Source organism: Gordonia sp. UCD-TK1 (assembly GCF_001691435.1).
GTDB classification, from domain to species: Bacteria; Actinomycetota; Actinomycetes; order Mycobacteriales; family Mycobacteriaceae; genus Gordonia; species Gordonia hongkongensis.
Window position 1 is genome coordinate 63973 of the sequence record NZ_LZMP01000002.1, and the last position, 26269, is coordinate 90241.

The 26269-nt window shown below is 68.0% G+C and carries 25 protein-coding genes; 12 read left to right on the plus strand and 13 right to left on the minus strand.

Annotation, left to right across the window (positions count from 1 at the left end; all coding sequences use genetic code 11):
• Positions 1 to 33: 33 nt before the first annotated feature.
• Positions 34 to 828 carry a VOC family protein gene (locus tag A9310_RS01810; protein ID WP_004023121.1) on the minus strand — a complete coding sequence of 265 codons (795 nt, stop codon included), beginning with the start codon at positions 826 to 828 and terminating at the stop codon, positions 34 to 36.
• Between the two features lie 153 nt (positions 829 to 981).
• Between A9310_RS01810 and A9310_RS01815 the strand changes: the two genes are divergently transcribed.
• Positions 982 to 1551 (plus strand): hypothetical protein, encoded by a 570-nt coding sequence (locus tag A9310_RS01815; protein ID WP_065629137.1) that lies wholly within the window; start codon positions 982 to 984, stop codon positions 1549 to 1551.
• Here A9310_RS01815 and A9310_RS01820 read toward each other — a convergent pair.
• The 3 genes from A9310_RS01820 to A9310_RS01830 all read right to left on the minus strand — a co-directional run bounded on the left by A9310_RS01820 (position 1526) and on the right by A9310_RS01830 (position 3839).
• Positions 1526 to 2053 (minus strand): C40 family peptidase, encoded by a 528-nt coding sequence (locus A9310_RS01820; RefSeq protein ID WP_058251171.1) that lies wholly within the window; start codon positions 2051 to 2053, stop codon positions 1526 to 1528. The genes A9310_RS01815 and A9310_RS01820 overlap by 26 nt on opposite strands.
• A 123-nt stretch (positions 2054 to 2176) precedes the next feature.
• A complete protein-coding gene (locus A9310_RS01825) occupies positions 2177 to 2575 on the minus strand; it encodes a hypothetical protein (RefSeq protein WP_065629138.1) in 399 nt (132 codons plus the stop codon).
• 25 nt (positions 2576 to 2600) lie between these two features.
• Positions 2601 to 3839 (minus strand): Rieske 2Fe-2S domain-containing protein, encoded by a 1239-nt coding sequence (locus A9310_RS01830; protein WP_065629139.1) that lies wholly within the window; start codon positions 3837 to 3839, stop codon positions 2601 to 2603.
• Positions 3840 to 4064: 225 nt separating this feature from the next.
• On the opposite strand from A9310_RS01830, the gene hsaA reads away from it, so the two are divergent.
• The 7 genes from hsaA (at position 4065) to A9310_RS01865 (ending at position 10853) form a co-directional block, all read left to right on the plus strand.
• Positions 4065 to 5249: a 3-hydroxy-9,10-secoandrosta-1,3,5(10)-triene-9,17-dione monooxygenase oxygenase subunit gene (gene hsaA / locus A9310_RS01835; protein ID WP_065629140.1), complete on the plus strand. Its 1185-nt coding sequence runs from the start codon at positions 4065 to 4067 to the stop codon at positions 5247 to 5249.
• Positions 5250 to 5493: 244 nt separating this feature from the next.
• On the plus strand, positions 5494 to 6405 hold the full coding sequence (gene hsaC / locus A9310_RS01840; protein ID WP_058251167.1) for an iron-dependent extradiol dioxygenase HsaC: 912 nt from the start codon (positions 5494 to 5496) through the stop codon (positions 6403 to 6405).
• 16 nt (positions 6406 to 6421) lie between these two features.
• Complete coding sequence (hsaB, locus tag A9310_RS01845; RefSeq protein WP_065629294.1) at positions 6422 to 7021, plus strand: 3-hydroxy-9,10-secoandrosta-1,3,5(10)-triene-9,17-dione monooxygenase reductase subunit; 600 nt, start codon at positions 6422 to 6424, stop codon at positions 7019 to 7021.
• Positions 7018 to 8262: a hypothetical protein gene (locus A9310_RS01850; protein ID WP_065629141.1), complete on the plus strand. Its 1245-nt coding sequence runs from the start codon at positions 7018 to 7020 to the stop codon at positions 8260 to 8262. The genes hsaB and A9310_RS01850 overlap by 4 nt, the downstream gene beginning before the upstream one ends.
• Entirely contained in the window at positions 8259 to 9050 is a 792-nt protein-coding gene (locus A9310_RS01855; RefSeq protein WP_065629142.1) for an SDR family oxidoreductase, read from the plus strand. The genes A9310_RS01850 and A9310_RS01855 overlap by 4 nt, the downstream gene beginning before the upstream one ends.
• Complete coding sequence (locus tag A9310_RS01860; protein WP_058251164.1) at positions 9043 to 10185, plus strand: sulfotransferase; 1143 nt, start codon at positions 9043 to 9045, stop codon at positions 10183 to 10185. Before A9310_RS01855 ends, A9310_RS01860 begins: the two co-directional genes overlap by 8 nt.
• 38 nt (positions 10186 to 10223) lie before the next feature.
• Positions 10224 to 10853, plus strand: a complete 630-nt coding sequence (locus tag A9310_RS01865; RefSeq protein ID WP_065629143.1) for a TMEM175 family protein — start codon at positions 10224 to 10226, stop codon at positions 10851 to 10853.
• A gap of 6 nt (positions 10854 to 10859) precedes the next feature.
• Here A9310_RS01865 and A9310_RS01870 read toward each other — a convergent pair whose 3' ends face one another.
• The 6 genes from A9310_RS01870 to A9310_RS01895 all read right to left on the minus strand — a co-directional run bounded on the left by A9310_RS01870 (position 10860) and on the right by A9310_RS01895 (position 17183).
• Positions 10860 to 11966: an acyl-CoA dehydrogenase family protein gene (locus A9310_RS01870; protein WP_065629144.1), complete on the minus strand. Its 1107-nt coding sequence runs from the start codon at positions 11964 to 11966 to the stop codon at positions 10860 to 10862.
• Positions 11963 to 12931 carry an acyl-CoA dehydrogenase family protein gene (locus tag A9310_RS01875; RefSeq protein ID WP_065629295.1) on the minus strand — a complete coding sequence of 323 codons (969 nt, stop codon included), beginning with the start codon at positions 12929 to 12931 and terminating at the stop codon, positions 11963 to 11965. The genes A9310_RS01870 and A9310_RS01875 overlap by 4 nt, the downstream gene beginning before the upstream one ends.
• A gap of 5 nt (positions 12932 to 12936) precedes the next feature.
• A complete protein-coding gene (locus A9310_RS01880) occupies positions 12937 to 14103 on the minus strand; it encodes an acyl-CoA dehydrogenase family protein (RefSeq protein ID WP_065629145.1) in 1167 nt (388 codons plus the stop codon).
• Between the two features lies 1 nt (position 14104).
• On the minus strand, positions 14105 to 15028 hold the full coding sequence (locus A9310_RS01885) for an enoyl-CoA hydratase (RefSeq protein ID WP_065629146.1): 924 nt from the start codon (positions 15026 to 15028) through the stop codon (positions 14105 to 14107).
• Between the two features lie 630 nt (positions 15029 to 15658).
• On the minus strand, positions 15659 to 16132 hold the full coding sequence (locus tag A9310_RS01890) for a hypothetical protein (RefSeq protein WP_058252577.1): 474 nt from the start codon (positions 16130 to 16132) through the stop codon (positions 15659 to 15661).
• Positions 16133 to 16253: 121 nt separating this feature from the next.
• Entirely contained in the window at positions 16254 to 17183 is a 930-nt protein-coding gene (locus A9310_RS01895) for an IclR family transcriptional regulator (RefSeq protein ID WP_065629147.1), read from the minus strand.
• Between the two features lie 62 nt (positions 17184 to 17245).
• Here A9310_RS01895 and cysD point away from each other — a divergent pair, with 62 nt between their 5' ends.
• The 3 genes from cysD to A9310_RS01910 all read left to right on the plus strand — a co-directional run bounded on the left by cysD (position 17246) and on the right by A9310_RS01910 (position 20920).
• Complete coding sequence (gene cysD, locus A9310_RS01900) at positions 17246 to 18208, plus strand: sulfate adenylyltransferase subunit CysD (protein ID WP_171011707.1); 963 nt, start codon at positions 17246 to 17248, stop codon at positions 18206 to 18208.
• Entirely contained in the window at positions 18208 to 20070 is a 1863-nt protein-coding gene (gene cysC / locus A9310_RS01905) for an adenylyl-sulfate kinase (RefSeq protein WP_065629148.1), read from the plus strand. The genes cysD and cysC overlap by 1 nt, the downstream gene beginning before the upstream one ends.
• Before the next feature lie 70 nt (positions 20071 to 20140).
• On the plus strand, positions 20141 to 20920 hold the full coding sequence (locus A9310_RS01910; RefSeq protein ID WP_065629296.1) for a 3'(2'),5'-bisphosphate nucleotidase CysQ: 780 nt from the start codon (positions 20141 to 20143) through the stop codon (positions 20918 to 20920).
• A 12-nt stretch (positions 20921 to 20932) separates the two neighbouring features.
• Here A9310_RS01910 and A9310_RS01915 read toward each other — a convergent pair whose 3' ends face one another.
• The 3 genes from A9310_RS01915 to eccA all read right to left on the minus strand — a co-directional run bounded on the left by A9310_RS01915 (position 20933) and on the right by eccA (position 23752).
• The gene (locus A9310_RS01915) at positions 20933 to 21472 is read right to left on the minus strand and encodes a hypothetical protein (protein ID WP_065629149.1); all 540 of its coding nucleotides are present in this window, start codon (positions 21470 to 21472) and stop codon (positions 20933 to 20935) included.
• Positions 21473 to 21486: 14 nt separating this feature from the next.
• Positions 21487 to 21906, minus strand: a complete 420-nt coding sequence (locus A9310_RS01920; RefSeq protein WP_065629150.1) for a hypothetical protein — start codon at positions 21904 to 21906, stop codon at positions 21487 to 21489.
• Positions 21907 to 21970: 64 nt separating this feature from the next.
• On the minus strand, positions 21971 to 23752 hold the full coding sequence (eccA, locus tag A9310_RS01925; protein ID WP_065629151.1) for a type VII secretion AAA-ATPase EccA: 1782 nt from the start codon (positions 23750 to 23752) through the stop codon (positions 21971 to 21973).
• Between the two features lie 200 nt (positions 23753 to 23952).
• Between eccA and purL the strand changes: the two genes are divergently transcribed.
• On the plus strand, positions 23953 to 26247 hold the full coding sequence (gene purL / locus A9310_RS01930; RefSeq protein WP_175401056.1) for a phosphoribosylformylglycinamidine synthase subunit PurL: 2295 nt from the start codon (positions 23953 to 23955) through the stop codon (positions 26245 to 26247).
• Positions 26248 to 26269: the final 22 nt, after the last annotated feature.

Consider the following 26269-nt stretch of genomic DNA (forward strand, 5'->3'; position numbering starts at 1 on the left):
TCGGTGCGCACCGAGCCCTACCGCGGCTGCGCGTCACATGCCGGCGGGCGGATGTCCCAGACAGATCAGGGCGCCCATCGGATCCTTGATCGCGGCCAGCGTCCCGTACGGGGTGTCCTCGCCGGCCATGAGGATCTCCGCGCCCAGCGACTCGGCCTGCTTCACCGTGGCAGCGACATCGTCGACGGTGATGTAGACCTGCCAGAACGACGGCACCCCGGCCGGGAAGAGCTTGACCGAGTCCATGATCCCCGCGTACGACGCCTCACCGTAGAAGATCTGGCCGTAGCTGTCGGGGCCGACGGCGTCCGGGTCGCCACCGGTGCCGACCTCCTCGATGCGCGCGCCGAGCACGGTCCGGTAGAACTCGACGGACTTGGCGTAGTCCATGCTCTGACACTCGAACCAGTAGGGCGTGCCGTGCTCGCCGAACTCGGTGTACCCCTTGTGATTCTTCGGTTGCCAGAACCCGATCGCCGCCCCCGCGGTGTCGAAGGCCATCAACATCGTGCCCTCCTCGCCGATGGCCATCGGCGGCACCATGATCGAGCCCCCGGCCGACTCGACGGCCTTCACCGTGGCGTCGGCATCCTCGGTGTGGAGGTACACCGTCCAGATGTCGGGCGGCCCGGCGCCTTCCATCACCGGGCTCAGCCCGGCCACCCGCTTGCCGTTCTTGTGGAAGTTGCGATAACCGCCCATCTCCTCGTCGGGGGCCTCGGCCTCCCAGCCGAAGATCGCGCCGTAGAACTCCTCGGCCTTCGCGGTGTCACTGCTCATCAGGTCGAACCAGATCGGTGCCCCGGAGGGGGCTGCATACTCGGCCATTGCTGGGTCCTCTTTCTTGCTCCGCGTGAACTGGTGGACGACTGCCCGTCGGAACTTCTGACTGACAGGGTCGCGCAAACTCATCGGTCTCGGACGGCGTTGCGGATAGTCCGACTCATATCCACCGACGTCGGCTCATGGCACCCTGATCGGATGACCAAGCATGCAGGGACGGTCGAACGACTCCGCGGCCTCGCGTGGCCGACGATGCTGGCGGGTGGTCTGCTGCTGGTGCTCCTGGCACAGGTGCAGTGGGGCAGTACCGATGAGGGCGTGGAGCCGTCGATCACCGGGCTGGGACGCGTCACGATCCTGGGCGCCAGCGACGACGATGTCGCGTTCTTCTTCGAGGACAACACCGGCCGCCCGGGCCTGAGCGTGGTGGTGCTCGGTGCCGTGATCGCGGTGGTCGCCGCCCTCGGCTGGTGGCGCCCACGCCTGCGCCCGTCCGCCATCGGCCTGATCGGGCTGGCGTCGGTCATCGTGCTCGTCGTCGGCCTCCGCACGCTGAGCGACCCCGCCGCGCATCTGTTCTCCGACCGCGTGTCCGAGGCGCTCGACGCCGACCTCCCCGACATGCAGGCGGGTTACGGACTGATCGGGACCGTCGTGGTCGCGATCCTGCTCCTGGTCGTCGTCGGTTTATGGGTGCTGAGCACCGTGTGGCCCCGTGCGGCTGCCGCCGACCGAGCCGAGATCAACCGAACCGACGAATCGTCTTGATGTAGCCCATGTCCTTCAACTTCGTGAAGCCGATGGGGACGCCGTTGGGGCCGTAGGCGTTGAACACCCGACCGGCGCCCGCGTAGATGCCGACGTGCCCGGCGTCGCGACCGAAGATGATGATGTCGCCCGGTGCCAGGGCGCGAAACGGTATCGCGTGTCCGACCTTCGCCTGCTGCTGGCTGGTCCGGGGGAGCTGGACGCCGGTCGTGTAGAACGCCCACCGCACCAGCCCGGAGCAGTCCCACGAATGCGGGCCGACGCCGGCCCACTTGTACGGCTTGCCGATCTGGGTGATCGCCGCCCCGAGCGCGTTGAGGCCGACGGTGGTCGGGATCGGCAGATAGATCGGGACCGACCCGGAGGAATCCGACGATCCCGCGGCCGCGGCGTGACCGGTGTCGAGGAGTGGGGAGCCGGCAAGGGGAACGCCGACCGACAACGCGGCAGTGAGTGCGATGGTGCAGGTCACGCGCCTGGCGCGCGTCATCGAAACGGACATGACGACAGCTTGGCCGAGGCGGGACGGCGTGTCGTCGATCGTTCCCCAGGAGTGACGAACGTGTGACCGGTGTGATGCCTGAGCCTTGTGTTATCTAATGGTGCTGCAGTTCCGGTTAACCGATCACCAGTAGCCGTCGGGATCGGTGGCGGGCGACTCGGCCGGGATGATGCCCTCGGTGACCCCGTGGTCGATGCTGGCCGACAGCCGGGCGCACGTCGGCATCATCGCTCCGGGCAGCAGCGGGCCGTTCCCGTCGTCGCCGCCGGCGCGCATCTGCTCGAGGCCGAGGCAGCGGTCCCGGGCGTCGGCGTTCCACTGCACGCTGGTGTGGAACGAACTGGTCTTCTTCACCAGCACACAGGCGTGGCATGCCCGGCACTCGATCTCGCGCATCCCACCCTGCAGGTAGTGCTCGCGGTCGCGGCGGGTGGCCTCGTGAACCCGGGCGAGCCGGTCCGGATCGTTCTGGAAGTCGGGCGCCTTCGCCCAACGGTCGGAACCCCCGGGAGCCCCTGCCATCCGAACCCCTGCCGCCCGGGTCACGTCAGACCTCGGCCTTCTCCGTGGTTTCCGACGCCGTGGATTCCGCAGCCTTCTCGGCCTCCTGGCGGCGCAGGTTCTCCTGGATCTCCTCGTTCCAGCTCTCAAGGGCCTTGGAGGTGTCGATCTCGTACTCGAACCGGCCGGTCATCTCGTCGGTGACGTCGGCCTTGTCGACGTAGAACTGGTCGTACCAGCGGCGGAGCTGGTACACCGGGCCGTCCTCCTCGACGAGGAGCGGGTTGTCGATCCGGGTCTTGTTCTTCCAGATCTCGACGTCCTGCAGGAAGCCCACCTCGACGCCGGCGCTGATCTTGGTGGCCATCTTCGACGCCTGTTCGGCGGTCAGGCCGTCCGGGACCTTGGCCATCACGCCGTACATCAGGACGAAGGAGTTCTCGTCGATCGGGTAGTGGCAGTTGGTGAGGATGGTCTCGACCGCGTAGCCGCCGTAGTACTGGATCATCGGGTTCAGCATGTAGGACGGGCCGTAATACGCCGCGATCGATTCGAGGCGGCTGTCGCCGTAATTGGTGCCGAGGGTGACGTCGGGCCGGCCGTGCGAATTCATGTACTGCGCGGCGATCTCACCCTCGAAGACGTTCTTGAAGTAATCCGGAAGAGCGAAATGCACGTAGTAGAAGTGCGCCATGTCGACGACGTTGTCGATGATCTCGCGACAGTTGGACCCCTCGATCACGATGCGGTTCCAGGTCCAGGGCGTCCACTCGTCGGACCCGAATTCCTCGAGTTCGGGGATGATGCACTCCTCCGGGGGCGGATTGCCCTCGGGATCGTTGTAGACGAAGATCTGGCCGTTGCGGACCATCGACGGCCACGAACGGGTCTTGGCGAGCTTCGGGTTGCGCTTGGCGTAGGGCACGCCGGCGCAGCGTCCGTTGCCCTTCCACAGCCAGCCGTGGAACGGGCACGCCACGTTGTCGCCCGAGAGCTTGCCCTGGGAGAGGTCACCGCCCATGTGCCGGCAGAACGCGTCGAGCACGTTCACCTCGCCCTTGGTGTCGACCCAGACCACCAGCTTGGTGCCGAAGATCGTGACGGAGTGGGGCTTGCCGTCGTCGAACTCCTCGTGCAGGCCGAGGCAGTGCCAGCCGCGCGCGAACCGGGTGGGCGGCGCACCCGTGTCGATCTCCCGGATACCCACATCGGCCCCGTCGGAGGCGATTGCTGCGCTCGGCGCGCCGGGGCTGCTCGGGGTCATCGTCTCGGGTCCTGAAGACATGTGCCCTCTCCTGTCTGTGGCTGGTGTCGCGTCGAAGTACTGTACCCAATACTAGAACACGTTTCAGATTTGTCAGCCCGATCGTCGTCCCGAACGCCGATCGGGCCTGTACATGGGCATAAAGTCCGAGTCCTCGACAGAAATGAGAACGTGTTCTAATCTCGAACTCGATGGGTACAGCGGCCGGCTCGTCCGGCCGAGGAGAGACGAGTAGGAGCAGGCGAGATGCCAGCACAACGGAGCGAAGCCGCCGAGCAGGTCCTGGAGAAGATCAACGTCCTGCTCCCGGAACTCGAGCAGCGTGCGCAGTCGACCGAGGATCTGCGTCGAATCCCCGACGAGACCGTCTCGAGCCTCGAGACCGCCGGCTTCTTCCGGCTGTTGCAGCCCGAGCAGTGGGGTGGCTACCAGGTCGACCCGGTCACCTTCTACGAAGCGGTCCGCCGGATCGCGTCGGCCTGCGGGTCCACCGGCTGGGTGTCGGGCATCATCGGCGTCCACAACTGGCACCTCGCCCTCTTCGACCAGCAGGCGCAGGAAGACGTGTGGGGTTCGGACACCAATGTCCGGATCTCGTCGTCGTACGCGCCGATGGGCATGGGTGAGGTCGTCGACGGCGGCTACAAGGTCAACGGTTCGTGGGCGTGGTCGTCGGGTTGCGAGACTGCTGACTGGGTCTTTGTCGGGGGTCCGGTCATCAAGAACGGCAAGCCCGTCGACTTCGTCAGCTTCCTGATCCCGCGTGAGGACTACACGATCAAGGACGTGTGGAACGTCGTCGGTCTGCGCGGCACCGGGTCCAACACCATCGAGGTCAAGGACGTGTTCGTGCCCCGGCACCGCATGCTCAGCATGCGCACGATGTCGATGGGGCAGAGCCCGGGCCTGGAGCGCAACACCGCGCCGGTCTACAAGATGCCATGGGGCACCATTCATCCCAGCACCATCGCGACGCCGATCGTCGGCATGGCCTACGGCGCCTACCGCGCCCACGTCGAGCACCAGGGCAAGCGGGTCCGGGCCGCCTACGCGGGCGAGAAGGCCAAGGAGGATCCGTTCGCCAAGGTCCGGATCGCCGAGGCCGCCAGTGACATCGACGCCGCGTGGCGCCAGCTGTCGGGCAACCTGCAGGCCGAGTACGACCTCATCCTCGCCGGCGAGGAGGTCCCGATGGAACTGCGCCTGTCCGCTCGACGCGACCAGGTGCGTGCGACCGGACGTGCGATCGCCGCGATCGACCGACTCTTCGAGAACTCGGGCGCCCACGCCCTGGAGAACGGGACACCGATCCAGCGCTTCTGGCGCGACGCCCACGCCGGCCGCGTGCACGCCGCGAACGACCCGGAGCGCGCCTACGTCGCATTCGGCAACGGCGAGTTCGGGATTCCCATCGGCGACACGATGGTGTGACCCTTCGTGACGCTCGCAAGCTCGCTCCTCAGGGAGCAGGGACAAATTCTCGCAACGTGCCTCACCAGGCCCTTCGTGGCTCGTCGCTTGCGCTCCTCGCACCTCAGGGAGCAGGGAAGAGGCTCGCAAGCCCGGAGCTTGCGGAGGGCACCCCTCTCCGCTCCCTGAGGAGCCCGGAGCTTGCGGAGGGCGTCACGAAGGGTCCGGCCAGCACCGTCGGCAAGAGCACAAAGAGGAGTAGCAGATGAGTGACAGTCCGATTCGCTCGTTGGGGTACATGAGGATCGAGGCCACCGACATCGAGGCGTGGCGCACCTACGGCCTCAAGGTCCTCGGCATGATCGAGGGCTCTGGTCTCACCGACGGTGCCCTGTATCTCCGGATGGACGATTTCCCGGCCCGTCTGGTCATCGTGCCGTCCGAGCACGACCGGCTCGCCTGCGCGGGCTGGGAGGTCGCGAATGCCGCTGAGTTGCAGGATGTCCGGGATCGGCTGTCGCGTGCGGGTGTGGTCTTCCGCGAGGGCAAGGACGAGGAGGTCGCCGACCGTCGGGTCGCCGAGATGATCGTCTTCGACGACCCGGCGGACAACACCCTGGAGGTCTTCCACGGCGCCGCGCTGGAGCACCGGCGCGTCGTCAGCCCGTACGGGCATCGCTTCGTCACCGAGGAGCAGGGTCTGGGCCACGTGGTGCTCACCTGCTCCGACGACAAGGCAGCGCTCGAATTCTACCGGGACGTCCTGGGATTCAAGCTCCGTGACTCGATGCGCCTCCCGCCGCAGGTCGTCGGCCGCGAAGAGGGCGACGAGGTGCCGTGGCTGCGCTTCCTCGGTTGCAACCCCCGGCACCATTCGCTGGCCTTCCTGCCGATCCCGAACAGCACCGGCATCGTCCACCTGATGGTGGAGGTGGAGAACGCCGACGACGTCGGCCTGTGCCTCGACCGCGCGCTGCGCAAGAAGGTGCCGATGTCGGCGACGCTCGGCCGACACGTCAACGACCTCATGCTGTCCTTCTACATGAAGACGCCGGGCGGCTTCGACATCGAATTCGGTTGTGAGGGGCGCACGGTGAAGGACGACGAGTGGATCGCCCGGGAGAGCACTGCAGTGAGTCTGTGGGGGCATGACTTCAGCGTCGGGTTCAAGGGCTGAGATGCCCTTGTCCGAGATGCCCTCCGGCGCCACGGCCCAGCAGTCCACGCGTTCGCCGTACGGGTCCGCCGACTTCGACTCCCGTCAGTTCCGAACGGCGATGGGCCAGTTCTGTACCGGGGTCACCGTCATCACGACCCTCGACGACGCGGGCAAGCCGGTCGGGTTCGCGTGCCAGTCGTTCGCCGCGTTGTCGCTCGATCCGCCGCTGGTCCTCTTCTGCCCGATGAAGACCTCCCGGAGCTGGAAGGTCATCGAGAAGACGGGCAAGTTCTGTGTGAACGTCCTGTCGAACCACCAGCAGGACGTCAGCGCCGCCTTCGGCGCCCCCGGCGACGACAAGTTCGCGAACGTCACCTGGGACCCGTCACCGGCCGGCCTCCCCGTCATCCGGCACAGCCTGACCTGGGTCGAATGCGACGTGGAGACCGTCACCGACGGCGGCGACCATCACATCGTCATCGGCCGCGCACTGACTCTCGGAGAAGTGCTGCAGGACAAGCCGTTGCTGTTCTACCGTGGCGGCTACCTGTCGACCGAACACCCGCGGGTCACGCCCGCACAGGCAGAGTTGGAAAACTTCCTCACATGGACGGGCGGGGACACCTGGCTATGACCGTCGACGACGCGACGAGCACCGAGACAGCGACGACCGAGACATCGTCAACCGAAACAACGAGTGGCGCACCGCTGGTCACGCAGCCCCTCCTCGACGCGATCGCGGAGGCCGAGAAGCTGGTCGCATCGGCCGATTTCGCCGAGACCGACCAAGATCTCGCCGAAGGCTACGACTACCTCGCGGGGAGTATCGCCGCCATCGTCCAGCTGGTGCGCGCCCGGTCCATCTCCCACCCGAACTTCGTGACGTCCACCGGGCCGTCGACCAAGATGGGCCTGGACAATCCGGACACGCTCTACTATCACGCAGACGTCGAACCCACCGGGACCTACCGGGTACGCGGGCGGCGCGGTACCACAACCGATCTCAGCTTCCAGGTCCTGCGTGGTGACTACACGGCCTCGTCGGTACCGGGCGGCGAGGATGCGTTCGACGACCGGCGGCTGACGATCGCCGACGACGGGTCGTTCGAACTGACCTTCGGCCCACCCATCCCCGATGCGCCGGACGACTACTTCCCGCTCGGGGAGGGCGCGTCGATGCTCGCGGTGCGCGAGGTCTACTCCGACTGGTCCGAACGCAAGGGGTCGATCACCATCGAACGGGTCGACACCATCGGGACCGCGCCGCCGGAGCCGGACCTGGCCCGGGTGTCCCGCCGGTACGCGACGGCCGGCAAGATGCTGACGGCTCGCATCAACACCTGGTTCAATTTCCCGAGGTGGTTCTACCTCGACGAGCCGGTCAACACGTTCACCGAACCGCGGCAGACCCCCGGCGGCCTCAGCACGCAGTTCTCCTCCGTCGGACACTTCCGGTTGGGGCCCGACGAGGCGATGGTGATCACCATTCCGCGGTCCGACGCCCCGTACCAGGGATTCCAGCTCGGCAGCATGTGGTACATCTCGCTGGACTACGTCAACCACCAGACCAGCCTGAACTCCGCTCAGGCGCAGGTGGATCCGGACGGCATGATCCGCATGGTGGTGTCCCACCGCGACCCGGGCGTCGCGAACTGGATCGAGACGACCGGCCGGTCGACGGGCATCCTGCAGTTCCGGTGGCAACGCAGTGATTCGCCGATCGGCCCGGACCTGGGCCCGACCGCACAGGTCGTCGCTTTCGACGAAGTCGCCGACCATCTGCCGCACCTCGAGCACAACAGGATCGACGCCGACGGCTGGGCGGAGCGGATCACGGCACGTCAGCGCGGGTTCGCCGAAAGGATGCTGGGATGAGCGCACAGGGGGGTCTGCTCGCCGACAAGGTCGTCGTGGTCTCGGGTGTCGGTCCGGGACTCGGGCGGTCGATCTGCCTGCGCGCCGCCGCGGAGGGCGCACGGGTCGTCCTCGCCGCCCGTACGGAATCAAGGCTGAAGGAGGTCGCCGCCGAGATCGACGCCGCCGGCGGGACCAGTCTCGTCGTCCCGGCCGACATCACCGACGACGCCGCCGTCGACAATCTGGTCGCCACCACCGTTGACGAGTTCGGCCGGGCCGATGTGCTGGTCAACAACGCCTTCGCGCTCCCGTCGATGAAGCCGTTGTCCCGCACCGACTTCGATCAGATCGCGAGCAGCATAGACGTCACCGTGCTGGGCACACTGCGGGTCATCCGCGCGTTCACCGACGCGCTGGCCGAGGCCGACGGCTCGATCGTGAACATCAACTCGATGGTCATCCGGCACTCCGAACCCCGTTACGGCAGTTACAAGATCGCGAAGTCGGCGCTGCTGGCGATGTCGCAGTCGCTGGCCTCCGAACTCGGCGACAAGGGGATTCGCATCAACTCGGTCGCACCGGGTTACATCTGGGACGACCAGCTGAAGTGGTACTTCGGCGAGGTCGCCAAGAAATACGGGATCTCACCCGACGACGTCTACGAGCAGACGGCGTCGAAGTCCGACCTCAAGCGATTGCCGGAGCCGGACGAGATCGCCGACGCCGTCGTGTTCCTCGCCTCGCCGATGGCGCGCGCCATCACCGGGCACACCCTGGACGTGAATTGCGGTGAATACCATGACTAGTGCGGCACGCACCGACGTCGGCACGATCGAGGACCTGCATTCCTCGGCCACTCGCGCCACCGGCCTCGACGACTTCGGGGACACCGAGTACCTGGAGCCGCTGGGCATCCTGCTCGACTCCTACCGCTCCGAGGCGGGGCTGACCGAGATCGGCAGCAAGATGTTCCGCTTCTTCCTCAAGGGTGCGTTGGTCGCCCGGTTGCTCAGCGAGGCGTCGTGGAAGGCGAACCCGGGGTACGCCGACGTCGAGGTGACGCGGCCGATCTTCGTGACCGGCCTGCCGCGCACGGGAACGACTGCGCTGCACCGACTCCTGGCCGCCGATCCGGCGCACCAGGGCGTCGAGATGTGGCTCGCCGAGTTCCCGCAGCCCCGGCCGCCGCGCGACACCTGGTCCGACAACCCCGTCTACCAGCAGATCCAGGCCGGATTCGAGCAACATCACGTCGAGAATCCCGAGTTCATGGGGTTGCACTACATGGACGCCGGCGAGGTCGAGGAGTGCTGGCAGCTGCTCCGCCAGAGCGTCATGTCGATCTCGTACGAATCCCTCGCGCACATCCCGACCTACTCGAGGTGGCTCGCCCAACAGGACTGGACGCCGGCGTATCTCCGACACCGCAAGAACCTGCAGCTGATCGGGCTCAACGACCCCGGCAAGCGGTGGGTGCTCAAGAACCCCAGCCATCTGTTCGCGCTCGACGCGCTCATGGCGGCGTACCCGGATGCCCTGGTGATCCAGACGCACCGGCCGCCCAGCACTCTCATCGCGTCGATGTGCAGCTTGGCCGAACACGCCACCCCGGGATGGTCGACGACGTTCACCGGCGAGCAGGTGGGCCAGGACCAGCTCGAGCTGTGGTCGCGCGGACTCCGTGAGTTCTCCACCGCACGGAAGCGGTACGACCCGGCCCAGTTCCTCGACATCGACTTCACCGATCTGCGCAACGACCCGATGGGCACCGTCGAGCGGGTGTACGCGGCGCTGGACACCCCGATGTCGGAGGACGCGCGTGCGGCGGTGACCGCGCTCGACGAGGAGAGCCGGTCGGGTGCGCGCAAACCGCAGCACCGGTACCAGCTCGCCGATTACGGACTCGACGAGGCAACGGTCGAGGCGGCCTTCGCCGTCTGACCCACCGGCCGCCCGTCGGTCGTTCTACAGTGCTTCGCATGGCAGAACCGGAGAACCGACAGTCGGCAGAGGGACTGAGCCGGCTCATCGCATTCGCCGACGCGGTGGTCGCGATCGCGCTGACCCTGCTGGTGCTCCCGCTCGTCGACATCGCGAACGACCTGCGCGAGGATTCGTCGGTCGCGGACGTGGTGTCCGACAACTCGATCGAACTGGTCAGCTTCATCATCAGTTTCGGCGTCATCTGGATCCTGTGGCGCCAGCACCATCAGACGATGGAGTACTTCCGCGCCTACGACCGCACGCTGATCAACCTCCACTTCATCTGGTTGCTCACGATCGTGGCGCTGCCCTTCGCGACGGCCCTCATCGACGGCGCCCACATCGAACAGGCCAACATCCTCTACATCGGTGTGCTGGCCGTCTCGGTGGGCTCGCTCATCGGGATCGCCGAATGGGGCCGTCGGCACCGGGAACTGCTCGCCGACGACGACGCGACCGACCGATGGGTTGCCTCGTCGAGCGGAGTCGCCACGTTCGTCATCCTCGCGGTCGCGCTGGTCGTCGCGATCGTGTTCCCGCGCAGCGGAAATCTGCCGCTGTTCCTACTGCTGCTGACCGACCCGGTCGAGCGGCTGCTCGCCCGGTGGCGGCCGCGGCGGCACTGAGGTCGGTCAGCGCAGTGCGCGGGCCGCTTCGGTCACCGCGGTGTGTGGGGCTCCGAACATCTGCGACGTGGCCTGTGCGCGTTTGAAGTAGAGCTGGATGTCGTGCTCCCAGGTGATGCCGATGCCGCCGTGCAGCTGGATGGCCTCGCCCGCGACACGACGATAGGCATCGGAGCAGTACACGTGGGCGGCCAGCGCCAGGTCGTCGGCGTCCGGGTCGTCGGCGGCGAGGGCGGCCACGGCGGCGCGGGAGATCGACCGCGCCGTCTCGACCAGCACGTACATGTCGGCCATCCGATGCTTGAGGGCCTGGAACGAGCCGATGGTGCGCCCGAACTGCTTGCGGGACTTGGTGTAATCGACCGTGAGGTCGAGCGCTCGCTGCGCGCCCCCGACCTGCTCGGCGGACAGCAGGGCCCAGGCGAGCGCACGGAGCCGGGACGCGAGATCGTCCGGCGCGGGGATCGCCGCGGACGCCACCTCGTCGAAGCGCACCGAGGACAGCGCCCGGGTCGGGTCGAGGACGGGCATCGGCGACACCGAGACGCCGTCCGCATCGGCGGCCACCTCGTGCAGGGTCAGGTGTGTCCCGGGGCCGGCCGCGAGCACGAGGAGCACGTCGGCCGACTCGCCGTCGACGACGAAGTGGGCTGTCCCGGTGAGGAGTCCGGCGTCGGCACGCACACCGGGGGTCTGCCAGCCGCGTTCACCGGCCCAGCACACCGCCGCGGTCCGCTCGCCGGCGGCCAGGGCGGGCAGAAGTCGCGACGACGCGTCGTCGTCACCCGCGAGCAGGATCGTGCCGGTGGCGAGTGCGGAGCCGAGCGCGGGGACGGGACTCAGTGCGGCGCCCAGTTCTTCGAGCACCGCGGCCGACTCCATCCATGACGCCCCGGCACCGCCGAATCGCTCGGGGACAGCAAGCGCGGCGACCCCGATCTCGGTGCACAGCGTCTGCCACAGGGTCGAGTCGATGCGCCCGGGAGCGCACATGGCCGCGCGGACCGTGGTCGAATCGCCCCGGCGACGCAGGAGATCCCGCACCGCCTCGACGAGTGCCTCCCGTTCCTCCGCGCCGATGGCCGGGCTTTCGATGCCGGTACTGACGGTCACAGCGTCTCCAGGATGCGTTGGCGGTGTACGGCAGGGGAGCCCCAGGCGTTGAGCAGCGCCCGGGTCTTGGTGATGTACAGCGAGATGTCGTGCTCGGCGGTATACCCGATCGCCCCCATCACCTGCAGCGAGCGGCGGGCCGACAGGTCGGCGGCCTCGGCGGCCGCGACCTTCGCCGCCGAGATGTCGCGCGAGACGTCGGTGCCCTCCGGCACCTGGCCGTCGACGCCGAGGGCGGCTGCGTGAACGAGGGGGCGGGCCATCTCGATGGCGATCGCCACGTCGGCGAGATGATGTTTGACGGACTGGAACGACCCGATCGGTCGGCCGAACTGCTTGCGCGACTGCGCGTATTCCGAGGCGATGGACAGCATCGCCTGACCCAGGCCGAGCAGCTGCGCGGCCGTGGCCAGTGCACCTGCGTCCGCGGCGTCGGACGCATCGACCCCGGTGGCCAGGACGTCGCCGGCGGTGACCCGCGACAACGTCCGGGTGCTGTCGACCGAGGGCTCGGTGCTCTGCACGGTGGCCCGCGAGAGCACTCCGTCCTGGACGAGGTAGACATCGGCGGCGGCGGTGTCGGCGGCCAACGGCTGGAGCGGTCCGATCGCGCAGGTCGCCAGCCGCCCCTCGGCGAGGTCGCTGAGCGGGCCCGACACGTCGGCGTCGTGCAGCAGGATCGGCAGCACGGCGACGCTCTCGACGATCGGGCCCGGGGCACAGTGGCGTCCGAGTTGCTCGACGGCGACGACCATCTCGACGGCCCCGGCGCTGCTGCCACCGTGTGACTCGTCGATCAGGAGTCCGCTGATGCCCGCGTCGGCCAGCTGTGAGTAGACCTTGGCGACGGCCGCGCGGTCACCGGCCGCCCAGGCCCGCGTGGCGGTCGGCATGTCGGCCTTGCCCAGCATGGCGTCCACCGTCGAGGCGAGGTCCGTGTGGATGTCGGAGAGTCGGAAGTCCATGATGATCACCGATCTCCACGGGGAAGACCGAGCAGGCGCTCGGCGATGACATTGCGTTGGATCTCGTTGGTGCCCGCGTAGATCGGCCCGGACAACGAGAAGAGGTAGCCGTCGGTCCACCGGTCGTCGAGCTCGGCGGCCGGGCCCTGCAGGTCGAGGGCGGTCTCGTGGGCGGCGATGTCCCACTGCGACCAGAACACCTTGTTGATCGACGACTCCATGCCGAGCGAACCACCGGCCGCGAGACGACTCACCGTCTGATACGTGGACAGCTCGTAGGCTCGCGACCCGATCCACGCATCCGCCACGCGCGCATCGGTGTTCGCCGTCGACGGGACGTCGTCCCGGTTCGACCGCCACAGTTCGACGAGGCGGTCGGTGGTGGCCAGGAACCGGCCGGGTGCGCGCAGCGACAGCCCGCGTTCGTTGGCGGCGGTGCTCATCGCGACCCGCCACCCGTTGTCCACCTCGCCGATGACACCCGACTCGCCCGGATTCGACGGATCGTCGGGGACGAAGACGTTCTCCAAGAACAGCTCTGCGAACCCGGCCTCGCCGTGGAGCTGTGCGATCGGCCGGACGGTCACGCCCTCGCTGCGCAGGTCGAACATGAAGTAGGTGAGACCCTTGTGGCGCTGTGCCTGTTTGTCGGTGCGGAACAGGCCGAAGGCCCGGTCGGCGAAACTCGACCGCGAACTCCAGGTCTTCTGACCGTTGAGCAGCCAGCCGCCGTCGGTGCGAACGGCGGTCGACCGCAGCGAGGCGAGGTCGCTGCCGGCCTCGGGTTCGCTCCACGCCTGACCCCAGATGTCGTCGGCGTTGGCCATCCGCGGCAGGATGCGTTCCAGCTGAGCAGGACTCGCGTGCTCGAACAGGGTGGGTGCGAGCAGGAAGATGCCGTTCTGGCTCACGCGTCCGGGAGCACCCGAACGGTAGTACTCCTCCTCGAAGATGACCCAGTGCAGCAGCGGGGCATCGCGGCCGCCGTATTCCTCCGGCCAGCTGACGACCGACATCCGGTCGGCGGCCATCGTCCGCTCCCATTCGCGGTGCGCCTCGAATCCCTCGGCGGTGTCCATCGACGGAAGCGGTTCGCGCGGAACATGATCGGCCAGCCAGGCGCGGACCTCGGCGCGGAAGGCGTCGGCGGCGTCGTCGAACAGCAGGTCCATGTCAGCTCCCCGATCCCGCGGCGGCGCCGGTCGACGCCGACGCCTTCATCGACTTCGCGTCCATCCCGCCGAGGGAGTCGCCACCCGCCTCGGAGTTCGCCGCGTGCGCGAAGTGGTGCCAGCCGAACACCGAATCCATCGAGTTGCGCAGTCCCATCTGGTCTTCGCAGATGTTGACGGCCTTCTTGCTCAGGAAGAGCCCCTGCATCGGCATGGCGACGGCCTTCTCGGCGATCTCGTTGACCTTGGTCTCGAGGGCGTCCCGGGGAACGACGTGGTTGACCATGCCCCAGTCGGCCGCCTGCGTCGCGGTGAAACGTTCACCGGTGAAGAGGATCTCCTTCGCCCGGCGCGGGCCGAGCACGAAGGCGTGGGCGAAGTACTCGACGCCGGGGATGCCCATGCGGGCGACCGGGTCCGAGAAGAACGCGTCATCGGAGGCGACGATGAAGTCGCAGATCCAGGCGAGCATGAGACCGCCGGCGATGCACGCGCCATGGACCTGGGCGATGAGGGGTTTGGGGATGTCGCGCCAGCGGCGGCACATCCCCATGTACACCTCCATCTCGCGGGCGAGACGCTGGTCGGCACCGGTCTTGTCGGTGTGGTCCCAGTGCAGGACGGCCGCGTTCTCGTAGTAGGTGTCGAAGTCGCGTTCGGGGGTGCCGATGTCGTGTCCGGCCGAGAAGTGCTTGCCGTTCGCCCGCAGCACGATCACCTTCACCGAAGCGTCGTCGACGGCCTTGCGGAACGCGGCGTCGAGCGAATAGGTCATCACCGAGTTCTGCGCGTTGCGGTACTCCGGGCGGTTCAGCGTCACATAGGCCACCGCGCCGTCGGGGCCGCCGGTCTCGTAGGCGACCGGTGAGGTATCCGGGCCCAGATCGTCGGGTCCGAGCGGAGGTGGGATGACGGCGTCACTCATGTCCCCGAGACTAACCTAGCAAGTGCTTGGTTGGTAGTCGGTGTGGGTGATCGCCGGGGTCAGAAGTGCGGTGTGGGGCGATAGGTGAGCTCCTGGATCCGGCCGTCGAGGAGGCGGCTGTCGTCGGCATCATCTCGGCGAACTCGCGAAACATGTTGGCGACGATCACCATTCGATGTTTCCTCTGCTGTTTAGCCCTAAAGAACACCATAACCCCTGCTCCCTGAGGTGTGAGGAGCGCAAGCGACGAGCCACGAAGGGCGGGCGAGCATCGAACATGGCCCTTCGTGGCTCGCTTCACTCGCACCTCAGGGAGCATGAACAGAACGCTCTCGAGCGTTGTCTGCCGGTCACATGTCGGGGCAGCGCAAGTTCCGTCGAAGTGGCGCCGTTGTGTCGGCCTGCAGCGTTGCAGGTCTTGCGTGGACTACGAAAGAACACTCTTAAGCGTCCACATCTCTGCTCCCTGAGGTGCGAGCGAAGCGAGCCACGAAGGGCTCCGCAACCTGTCTCACCAGGCCCTTCGTGGCTCGTCGCTATCGCTCCTCACACCTCAGGGAGCAATGGGGTCGCTTCTTTCGGATTAGGGGGCGGTTGGGTGCCCCCGGAAGTCATCGGTGGCGGTCCGGCTCAGGGGATGACGATGCTCCCGCTGCAGCTCGTGGACGGCACGCTCCAGAGCGCGTTCCGGTTGACCGCGCTGAAGGTCACGTTCACCCGGCCCTTGCCGATCTGGTTGACGGGGATCACGAAGTAGTGGACGCCCTGGTAGGGCGGGTTCACGCGGACGTTGCTGACCTTGGAGCCGCGCTTGCCGGTGGCCAGGTTGTGCCAGTCCAGACGGGCCGAAGACTGGTAGCCGCCGGGAAAGTAGCTGGTGAAGTCGGCGGCGATGTAGGCGTTGCCGGCATACGTGCTCACGATCGTGCGTCGCGCCAGGAACGGGACGTCGACGACGTTCGGGCTCAGGCCCACGCAGGTCGACAGCGGATACTCGCGGGACACCGCGTTCGCGTCGCCGGTGGCCGCGACGCCGAGCCCGGCAGCCGAGGTCAGAGCGATGGCGGCGGCGGCCAACCGGGTGATCGTCTTGGTGCTGGGCATATCTCGACTCCCTTGCTGGTGGCGACGGTGACGTGTCGTGATCACCGGCCAGTTTTCCGCAGGAAGTCCGTTTCGTGGGTATTTCCGGGCGCAGTGTTCATTCGTTCGGTCGACCCGCCCCTCAGCTGAGATGACTCGAGATCCCGTCGGCGGCAGCACGCGTGGCCTCGCCGAGTCGGCGCACTTCGTCCACGTCGAGGGTGGTGTTCGGGCAGACGACGATGGCCGCGACCACCCGACGGGCGGAGTCGAAGACGGGGGCGCCGATGGTGACCACGGGTACCCCCGTGCCGTCGGCCGCGCAGGCGTCGATCTCCTCGGGCAGGTAATCGATGACCGACAGCTCGGTGAGCAGGTCGCCGACCCGCGCGCGCAGGGTGTCCGACATGGTGTCGAGGGAGCTCAGGGCTTCGATCATCGCCACGTGGTCGTCGGTCATGCGCTCGATCGAGTAGCCGCGTTCGGCGACGACGTCGAGCACCATGCCCAGCCGGGTGCGGGTGGACTCGGCGGCCTGGCCGATCCAGTTCGACCGGGCGTCGTCCGGGTCGAAGGCGATGAACTCCCGACAGATCGGCGGGCGGAGCCGGATGCGGCTGCCGTTGCGCAACCAGGGATGCTGCGCGGTCTCCGGTGCCAGGTGGGGCGGAAAGGCGTGCGACGCCAGGGTCACCGCGTCGGCCGAGGTCCGTCGGGCGACGAAACAGGGGACGTCGAACCGTTCGCACAGGTCGCGCGCCGCCGACGCCGCCCACCGTACGAGGTGGTCCGCGCCGTCGGCGTTCCGGACGAGGCCGACGAAGGCTGGTCCGACGCCGAAGGTGCCGGCCGACGGGTCCCGGATCAGCCATCCGCAGTCGACGAGTTCGGAGACTACGGCGTGCGCGGTGGCGCGCGACATCGAGGTCTGACGCACGATCTCGGCCAGCGTCAGCGCCGGTTGTTCGGCGTCGGCGAGGAGTTCGACGATGCGGACGACCCGGGCGGTCGGTGGCGACGCCGCACGTGCCGGTTGACGCGCGTCGGAGAAGTCACCTACGGTTTGTGTCACATTGTCAACACATAGTGTCGAATATTCGACATGTCAAGGGGGTTGCTCCGGTGGCCATCACCATCGACGCCGACGACGGACGTCGTCCCGACGACACCGAGGACCGGCGTCGTCGTCACCACGGTTATGAGCTCTCGCATCTCGCGGCGCTCGAGGCCGAATCGGTGCACATCTTCCGCGAGGTCGCCGCGACCTTCGAACGTCCGGTTCTGCTGTTCTCCGGCGGCAAGGACTCCGTGGTGATGTTCCATCTGGCGCGGAAGGCGTTCTGGCCGGCGCCGATCCCGTTCCCGCTCATGCACGTCGACACCGGGCACAACTTCGACGAGGTGATCGAGTACCGCGATCGCGTGGTCGCCGAGACCGGGGTTCGCCTTCTCGTCAGCTCGGTGCAGGACGACATCGATGCCGGGCGGGTCGTCGAGCAGACCGGCCCGGGTGCCAGCCGCAACCGGCTGCAGACCGCGGCGCTGTTGCGCGGGATCACCGAGAACCGTTTCGACGCCGTGTTCGGCGGGGCCCGGCGCGACGAGGAGAAGGCGCGGGCGAAGGAGCGCGTGTTCAGCTTCCGTGACGAGTTCGGCGCGTGGAATCCGCGCGAGCAGCGACCCGAGCTGTGGCGCCTCTACAACGGGCGTCACGCCAAGGGGGAGCACATCCGGGTGTTCCCGCTGTCGAACTGGACCGAGCTCGACATCTGGCAGTACATCGCCGCCGAGGACATCGATCTGCCGGAGATCTACTACGCGCACCAGCGCGAGGTGATCCCGCGCGACGGCATGCTGCTCGCGAAAACCCGCTTCCTGCAGGAGCTCCCGGGTGAGGAGGTGCGGACCGAGACCGTGCGGTTCCGGACCGTCGGCGACGCCACGTGCACCGGTTGTGTGCTGTCCGGCGCGGACGACGTGATGAAGGTGATCGAGGAGATCGAGGTCACCCGGTTGACCGAGCGGGGAGCCACGCGCGCCGACGACCGGATCTCCGAGTCGGGGATGGAAGACCGCAAGAAGGAAGGCTACTTCTGATGGGCGACCTCAACGCCGTCGGCGGCGCGACGGAGATGCTGCGTCTGGCGACCGCGGGCTCGGTGGACGACGGCAAGTCGACACTCATCGGCCGGCTGCTCTACGRCTCGAAGGCGATCTTCACCGACCAGCTCGAATCGATCGAGCGCACCAGCGCCGAGCGCGGTGACGAGTACGCGAACCTCGCCCTGCTGACCGACGGGCTGCGTGCCGAACGCGAGCAGGGCATCACCATCGACGTCGCCTATCGGTACTTCGCCACGCCCAGGCGAAAGTTCATCATCGCCGACACGCCGGGCCACGTGCAGTACACACGCAACATGGTGACCGGTGCCTCGACCGCCGATCTCGCGATGATCCTGATCGACGCGCGCAAGGGCGTGCTCGAGCAGACGCGGCGGCACGCGTTCCTGTCGTCGTTGCTCGGCATCCCGCACCTGACGGTCTGCGTGAACAAGATGGACCTCGTCGACTGGTCGCAGGAGCGTTTCGACGAGATCTGCGCCGACTTCGTCGATTTCGCGACCAAGCTCAACGTCGTCGACCTGACGTTCATCCCGATGTCGGCGCTGCGGGGCGACAACGTCGTCGAACAGTCCGCGGCGATGCCGTGGTACGAGGGGCGTCCGCTGCTGAATCACCTCGAGCACGTCTACATCGCCTCCGACCGCAACCTGATCGACACCCGTCTGCCCGTCCAGTACGTGATCCGGCCGCAGCGCAGCGACGGCGCCGACCACCGCGCCTACGCGGGCACCGTTGCCGGCGGTGTGCTCGCCAAGGGCGACGAGATCGTCGTCCTCCCCAGCGGTTTCAGCACCACCATCACCGAGATCTGGGCGCCCGGTGGCCAGCCGATCGACGAGGCCTTCGCGTCGATGGCCGTGTCCGTCGAACTCGCCGACGAGATCGACATCGTGCGCGGCGACATGCTGGCCCGCCCCAACAACCGGCCGTACGTGGGACGCGACCTGGACGCGATGGTGTGCTGGTTCGCCGACGACGCCGAACTGCGACCGGGCAACCGGTATCAGCTGCTCTGCGGAACCCGGTTGACCCGCGCGCAGGTCAACGGCCTCAACTATCGCCTCGACGTCAACTCGCTGCACCGCGACGAGGACGCGGAGGGATTGTCGCTCAACGAGATCGGACGCGTCACCCTGCACACCCAGGAGCCGGTGACCTTCGACTCGTACCGGCGCAACCGCGACACGGGCAGCTTCATCCTGATCGACGAGGCCACCAACCGGACCGTCGGCGCGGGGATGATCACGGCGCCGGTGAGTCACGACAGTCATGTCGTGTGGCAGGCGACGAAGGTCGGGCGCGAGCACCGTGCGCACCGCGGCGCGACGATCTGGCTGACCGGTCTGTCCGGCTCCGGGAAGTCGTCGCTGGCGGTCGAACTCGAGCGGCGCTTCGTCGCCGAGGGGCGTCCGGCGTACCTGATGGACGGGGACAACCTGCGGCACGGCCTGAACTCGGATCTGGGCTTCTCCGACGACGACCGCCGGGAGAACATCCGCCGGACCAGCGAGGTGGCCGCGCTGTTCGCCGACTCGGGATCGGTGGCGATCGTCTCGCTCATCAGCCCGTTCGCCGAGGAACGGCAGCGGGCCCGGGAGATCCACGCCGAGCGCGGGCTGCCGTTCTACGAGATCTTCGTCGACACCCCGCTCGCCGAATGCGAACGACGCGACCCGAAGGGGCTGTACGACCGTGCGCGGCGGGGGGAGATCAGTCAGTTCACCGGCATCGACTCGCCCTACGAGCGTCCGTCCGACCCGGATCTGCACATCACCCCCGACGACGGCCCGCCGTCCGAGGTCGCCGACCTGGTCCTGCGTAACCTGGGTCTGTGAGCGCAGCCTCGTAGCCGTCCGGCGCGAAGCGCCGCGTCCTGCCACCGGTATGCCGACCGAGAGGAACCCCGTGACCGACGATCGTGCCCTGGCCGGTGAACTGGCCACCGCCGCAGGTGAACTCCTGCTCGACATTCGACGCTCCAGCGGATTGAGGGGCAAAGAGCTCGGTCAGGAGGGCGACCGCCGCTCCGACGAGTTCATCCTCGGGCGTCTCGCACAGGAGCGTCCGGACGACGCCGTGCTGTCGGAGGAGTCGGCCGACGACAAGTCGCGACTGTCGGCGTCGCGCGTGTGGATCATCGATCCGGTCGACGGCACGCGTGAGTACGGCACCTACGAACCCGGCGGGGGCCGCAGCGACTGGGCCGTGCACGTCGCGCTGTGGTCGGCGGACGACGGGCTGATCGCCGGTGCGGTCGCCTTGCCGGCCCTCGGGGTGACCTACCTCGACGACGGTTCCACCGTCGAGCCCGTGGAAGGCCTCGCCTCCCGGCCCCGGACCGGCGTCCCGCGCGTCGTCGTGAGCAGTTCGCGCCCACCGGCCTTCGCCGACGAGGTGGCCGCGGCGATGGCCGGCGAGGTGCTGCCCATGGGGTCCGCCGGGGCCAAGGCGATGGCGGTGGTGCGCGGCGAGGCCGACGCCTACGTCCATGCGGGCGGCCAATACGAGTGGGATTCGGCCGCACCCGTCGCCGTCACGAAGGCGAAGGGTCTGTGGTGCGGGCGGATCGACGGTTCGCCCCTCGTCTACAACAACGAGGACACCTACCTGCCCGACCTCGTCATCTGCCGGCCCGAGTTCACCGAGGCGATCCTCACGGTCACCACAGAGGGTGCCGGCGGCTGACGTCCGAGCGCCTCAGTGCGTGACCACGACCTTGATCGCGACGATCACGGTCGCCACCACCGTGACCGCTCCGGAGCTGAACAGCGTTGCCCGGCTGGGCCGTTCGTTGTTGAGCCGGTCGATGACGAAGACCGTGCCGCCGATGCGCAGAAGGATCACGATCTCTGCGATCAACTGGGCGGTACGGGGCTCGATCCAGCCGATCAGGCCGAGCAACAGGATCGCGCAAGGTAGAAGCGCCGAGGTCAGGATCGGCACCGAGTCGCGGAGATGACCGAGTACCTCTGATCGCGTCGGCTCGACCTTGCCGTCCGACACGCGCCGGGCGACGCCCTCGGCGAAGACGTGCGCGATGAAGGTCGACGCGGCGGTGCCCGCGAGGATCGCGATACCGACGAAGTCGTCCTCGACGTGCAACGGGATGAGCACGGCCAGGATCAGGATGTTGCCGTAGATGTAGGCACTGATGCGCGGCGCGGCGTGCTTGCGTTCGAGCGGGTTGTCCCGACTGAACAGCGGCCCGTGCAGCAGGGCCCACGGACTGTTGCTCATAGCTGGTGAAACTATCAGCGCGGGAGGAGTTCGGCGACGACAGCGGCGATGGTGTCGTCGGGCCGCGTCAGGCAGACCGTCGCCGCCACGGTGGCCACCTGCTGGACATTGTCGGTCACGTCCAGATCGGTCAGGACCGCCGCCCGCCGGGCGTCGTCGAGTTCGCGGAACTCCGTGCACGTCATGGTCGAACCGGACCCGGTGTCAGAGCCGGCCTCGGAGCCGCGCGACGGTGACGCACTGGCCCGGCTGGTGTCCGCGGATGTGGCGGGGCTGCTCGTCTCGGCGGCGCTCGTGGAGACCGCGCTCTCGGGTGAAGGCGCAGGCTCGGCGTCGTCGGACGAACACGCACCGATCGCCAGCATCATCATCGCGGCCATCGACAGGCCCGCGGCCAGCTCGGCGGGGCGGGATCGGCGGGCGGGAACAGACATCACGGAACTCCTCGGGAAGCGGTCCGGGTGGTGACCCGGTGGTGCGGGATGGGATGGGGCGCGGTCAGCGCATGAGGCCGGAGAGCACGCCCGAGAGGGCGGCCCGGACATCCGTGGTCTCGATGCGCATCAGGTCGTCCTGGCTGAGTGAGTCGAAGTCGCCGGCGGTGCTGAGCCGGAACTCGCGCTCCTCCTCGGCCGCCTCGATGATGTTGCGGATGAAGCGGCCGTTGCCGGCGAGATCGGTGGCGCGCCGCGCGGTGCCCTGATGCTCGCGGACGTCGTGGTAGAGGGGAGTGCACGCCTGCTCGATCTCGAGCATCGCCTCCCGCGTCAACGACGAATCACGCTTGCGCGCAATGAAATCGGCGATGCGGGCGAGCTCGTCGGGAGTGTAGGAGTCGAACCGCACCCGGCGCGCGAAGCGCGACGCCAGTCCGTCGTTGGAAGCGAGGAACCGATCGATCTCGGCGTCGTAGCCGGCGATGATCACGACCAGCCGGTCACGATCGTCCTCCATCCGGGCCAGCAGGGTGTCGACGGCTTCGCGACCGAACGCGTCGCCGCCGGACAGCCCCTGCTGGATGAGCGTGTACGCCTCGTCGATGAACAGGACGCCGTCCATCGCGGAGTCGATGAGGGCCGCGGTCTTGATGGCGGTGCTGCCGAGGTGTTCACCGACCATGTCGCGGCGGGTGGCCTCGACGACCTTGTCGGACTTGATGAAGCCGAGGCCGCAGTAGATCTTGGCGACGATGCGGGCCACGGTCGTCTTGCCCGTGCCGGGCGGTCCGGTGAATGCCAGGTGCAGGCTGCGGGCCGACGTCGACAGCCCGCGGTCGGCGCGGACCTTCGCCAGGGTCGCGGTGGACTGCAGTTTGGCCACCTGCTGCTTGACCGACTCGAGCCCGATCTGTTCGGCCAGTTCCCGTTGCGCCTCGGTCACCAGCGAATTCTGTTCGGCGGGGYCCCCGGAGGTCGACACCAGGGACTCGGCGCGATCGGGCACCGACTTCGGGTCCCACCGGTCGGTGCGCTCGGCGATCTGCTCGGGCGTCGTGGGGGGCATCCGGTAGGAGGGCGACCGGATGGCGTCGGCCGCGCCGGTCAGCGACGGGTCACGGGCGTAGGCCTGCTCGAACATCGACTTCGCCTTCTCCTCGTGGCCCTGCTCGCGCAGCGCGAGGCCGTAGACGAAGATCGCCTGCGTCGAACAGGACGGGATCGGGCCGTCGACCGCGTTCTGCAGGCGCCGCATGCCCTCGCCGTACATGCCGAGATGCACGCACGACGTCCCGGCCATGAAGTCGGCGACGGCCTGCATGTACGGGTCGTTCCACCGGTCGGACCTGGTCAGCGAGGTCAGGACGTCGGGCCAGCGCTGGGTGGCGAAGTGCAGGAACGCGCGGACGAAATCCACGATCGGCACGCGGTGCGCCGGTGGTACCTCGTCGAGGACCTCTTCCGCACCGGCGAAGTCCGCGCCGCGGACCAGACTGGCCGCGTAGGCCGCGGTCGCCTCGACGGCATTCGACGCCGGGAAGTCGATCAGCATCCCGGTGTACCAGCGCCCCGCGATCGTGCCGGGCGGGAGCCCGAGCCGGCGCTGCTCCGCGCCGATCGACCCGCGGGCACGATAGAGGCCCAGGAGGACCTCGTTGCTGCTGTCGCCGCAGGCCAGCCGGCCGATCCAGGCGTCGCCCAGGGCCGGGTCCCATTCGGTCGCACGGGTGAAGGCCTTGGCGGCCTGAGCGGGATTGTCGACCGGTTCCTGACCTTCGACCGGGATGTTCAGGGACAGGACGCCGAGTTCGAAGAGTGCCCTCGCCTTGCGGACATCGGCCATCGTTTCCCCCTGTGTCGTCCCATCGGCGCACACCGACCCCGAACCGTTCTCCCCGGGTACCACGACGACACACCCCGGGGGGCGGTCGCCGGAGACAGAGTATCGCTAGACCGGCGTGACATCCGTCGCAGATCTCCCAGGGCGCGCACCCGAGGCGCCCCGGCGGCCGCAACCGCCCGCGCACGCCTAGACTTGTCCGGGTGAGTGCCCAGGTGGATACCGTCTCAGCCGCTGCCCAGACCCCGGACCATCCGCAACCCTTCCGCGAACTCGGTCTCAAGGACGACGAGTACGCGCGCATCCGCGAGATCCTGGGTCGCCGGCCCACCGACGCGGAGCTCGCCATGTACTCGGTCATGTGGTCCGAGCACTGCAGCTACAAGTCGTCGAAAGTGCACCTGCGCTACTTCGGTGAGACCACCACCGACGAGATGCGCGCAAGCATGCTGGCCGGCATCGGCGAGAACGCCGGCGTCGTCGACATCGGCGACGGATGGGCGGTGACCTTCAAGGTCGAATCGCACAACCACCCGAGCTATGTCGAGCCGTATCAGGGCGCCGCCACCGGCGTCGGTGGCATCGTGCGCGACATCATGGCCATGGGCGCGCGCCCGATCGCGGTCATGGATCAGCTGCGCTTCGGCCCGGCCGACGCCCCGGACACCCGGCGCGTCGTCGACGGTGTGGTGCGCGGCGTGGGCGGCTACGGCAACTCCCTCGGCCTGCCAAATGTCGGCGGTGAGACCGTCTTCGACGCCAGTTATGCGGGCAACCCGCTCGTCAACGCGCTGTGCGCGGGCGTGCTGCGCACCGAGGACCTGCACCTGGCCTTCGCCTCGGGCGCAGGCAACAAGATCATCCTGTTCGGTGCGCGCACCGGTCTCGACGGCATCGGCGGTGTCTCGGTCCTGGCCTCGGAGACCTTCGACGATTCCGAGGGCTCGGGTCCGAATCGCAAGAAGCTGCCGAGCGTGCAGGTGGGCGACCCCTTCACCGAGAAGGTGCTCATCGAGTGCTGCCTCGAGCTCTACCACGCCGGACTCGTCGTGGGCATCCAGGATCTCGGCGGTGCCGGACTGTCCTGTGCCACGAGCGAACTCGCCGCAGCCGGTGACGGCGGCATGCACATCGACCTGGAGAAGGTGCCGATGCGCGCCGAGGGCATGACCCCGGCGGAGGTGCTCTCCAGCGAGTCGCAGGAACGCATGTGTGCCGTCGTGACCCCGGACAACGTCGAGAAATTCCTCGAGGTCTGCCGCAAGTGGGATGTGCTCGCGACCGTCATCGGCGAGGTCACCGACGGCGATCAGCTGGTCATCACCTGGCACGGCGAGACCGTCGTCGACGTGCCGCCGCGCACCGTCGCCCACGACGGTCCGGTCTACGAGCGTCCCGTCGCCCGGCCCGACTGGCAGGACACGGTCATCGCATCGACGACCGAACCGCTGCAGCGCCCGAGCACACCCGACCAGCTGCGCGAGACGCTGCTGGCCATGCTCGCCTCGCCCGCGCTGTGCAGCCGCAAATTCATCACCGACCAGTACGACCGCTACGTGCGCGGCAACACCGTCCTGGCCGAGCACGCCGACTCGGGGATGATCCGCATCGACGAGGAGTCCGGGCGCGGCATCGCACTGGCGACCGACGCGTCGGGCCGCTACACCTTCCTCGATCCCTACCGCGGCGCACAGCTCGCGCTCGCCGAGGCCTACCGCAACGTCGCGGTGTCCGGGGCGACGCCGAAGGCCGTGACCAACTGCCTCAACTTCGGTTCCCCGGAGGACCCGGCGGTGATGTGGCAGTTCCAGCAAGCGGTCCGAGGACTCGCCGACGGCTGCGCCCAGCTCGGCATCCCGGTCACCGGCGGCAACGTGAGCTTCTACAACCAGACGGGCGCGACGGCCATCCTGCCGACCCCGGTCGTCGGCGTCCTCGGCGTCATCGACGACGTGCACCGCCGCATCCCGACCGGCATCGGCACCGAACCCGGCGAGACACTCATCCTGCTCGGTGAGACCCGCGACGAATTCGACGGCTCGATCTGGGCCCAGGTCAGTCACGACCACCTCGGTGGCGTCCCGCCGCAGGTCGACCTCGAACGCGAACGCCTGCTCGCCGAGATCCTGTCCGCATCGTCCCGCGACGGATTGATCTCCGCGGCACACGATCTCAGCGAGGGCGGCCTCATCCAGACCGTCGTCGAGGCGGCCCTGGCCGGCGAGACCGGGTGCCGCGTCCTGCTGCCCGAGGACGCCGACCCGTTCGTCTGGCTGTTCTCCGAGTCGGCCGGGCGCGTGCTCGTCGCGGTCCCGCGCACCGAGGAATCGCGGTTCACCGCCATGCTCGACGCCCGTTCGATGCCGTGGACACGCATCGGTGTGGTCGACCAGGGCAGCGACGCCGTCGAGGTCCAGGACTACTTCTCGGTGCCCCTCGCCGAACTCCGTGAGGCGCACGAGGGCACCCTTCCGGGGTTGTTCGGCGACACGGTCTAGAGCACGGCCTAGTTGCATCACG

Bases quoted from the DNA above. Each gene is read 5' to 3' on its own strand.
- A9310_RS01810 (WP_004023121.1), bottom strand. From the start codon at position 828: ATGGCCGAGTATGCAGCCCCCTCCGGGGCACCGATCTGGTTCGACCTG.
- A9310_RS01815 (WP_065629137.1), top strand. From the start codon at position 982: ATGACCAAGCATGCAGGGACGGTCGAACGACTCCGCGGCCTCGCGTGG.
- A9310_RS01820 (WP_058251171.1), bottom strand. From the start codon at position 2,053: ATGTCCGTTTCGATGACGCGCGCCAGGCGCGTGACCTGCACCATCGCA.
- A9310_RS01825 (WP_065629138.1), bottom strand. From the start codon at position 2,575: ATGGCAGGGGCTCCCGGGGGTTCCGACCGTTGGGCGAAGGCGCCCGAC.
- A9310_RS01830 (WP_065629139.1), bottom strand. From the start codon at position 3,839: ATGTCTTCAGGACCCGAGACGATGACCCCGAGCAGCCCCGGCGCGCCG.
- hsaA (WP_065629140.1), top strand. From the start codon at position 4,065: ATGCCAGCACAACGGAGCGAAGCCGCCGAGCAGGTCCTGGAGAAGATC.
- hsaC (WP_058251167.1), top strand. From the start codon at position 5,494: ATGAGTGACAGTCCGATTCGCTCGTTGGGGTACATGAGGATCGAGGCC.
- hsaB (WP_065629294.1), top strand. From the start codon at position 6,422: ATGCCCTCCGGCGCCACGGCCCAGCAGTCCACGCGTTCGCCGTACGGG.
- A9310_RS01850 (WP_065629141.1), top strand. From the start codon at position 7,018: ATGACCGTCGACGACGCGACGAGCACCGAGACAGCGACGACCGAGACA.
- A9310_RS01855 (WP_065629142.1), top strand. From the start codon at position 8,259: ATGAGCGCACAGGGGGGTCTGCTCGCCGACAAGGTCGTCGTGGTCTCG.
- A9310_RS01860 (WP_058251164.1), top strand. From the start codon at position 9,043: ATGACTAGTGCGGCACGCACCGACGTCGGCACGATCGAGGACCTGCAT.
- A9310_RS01865 (WP_065629143.1), top strand. From the start codon at position 10,224: ATGGCAGAACCGGAGAACCGACAGTCGGCAGAGGGACTGAGCCGGCTC.
- A9310_RS01875 (WP_065629295.1), bottom strand. From the start codon at position 12,931: ATGGACTTCCGACTCTCCGACATCCACACGGACCTCGCCTCGACGGTG.
- A9310_RS01880 (WP_065629145.1), bottom strand. From the start codon at position 14,103: ATGGACCTGCTGTTCGACGACGCCGCCGACGCCTTCCGCGCCGAGGTC.
- A9310_RS01885 (WP_065629146.1), bottom strand. From the start codon at position 15,028: ATGAGTGACGCCGTCATCCCACCTCCGCTCGGACCCGACGATCTGGGC.
- A9310_RS01890 (WP_058252577.1), bottom strand. From the start codon at position 16,132: ATGCCCAGCACCAAGACGATCACCCGGTTGGCCGCCGCCGCCATCGCT.
- A9310_RS01915 (WP_065629149.1), bottom strand. From the start codon at position 21,472: ATGAGCAACAGTCCGTGGGCCCTGCTGCACGGGCCGCTGTTCAGTCGG.
- A9310_RS01920 (WP_065629150.1), bottom strand. From the start codon at position 21,906: ATGTCTGTTCCCGCCCGCCGATCCCGCCCCGCCGAGCTGGCCGCGGGC.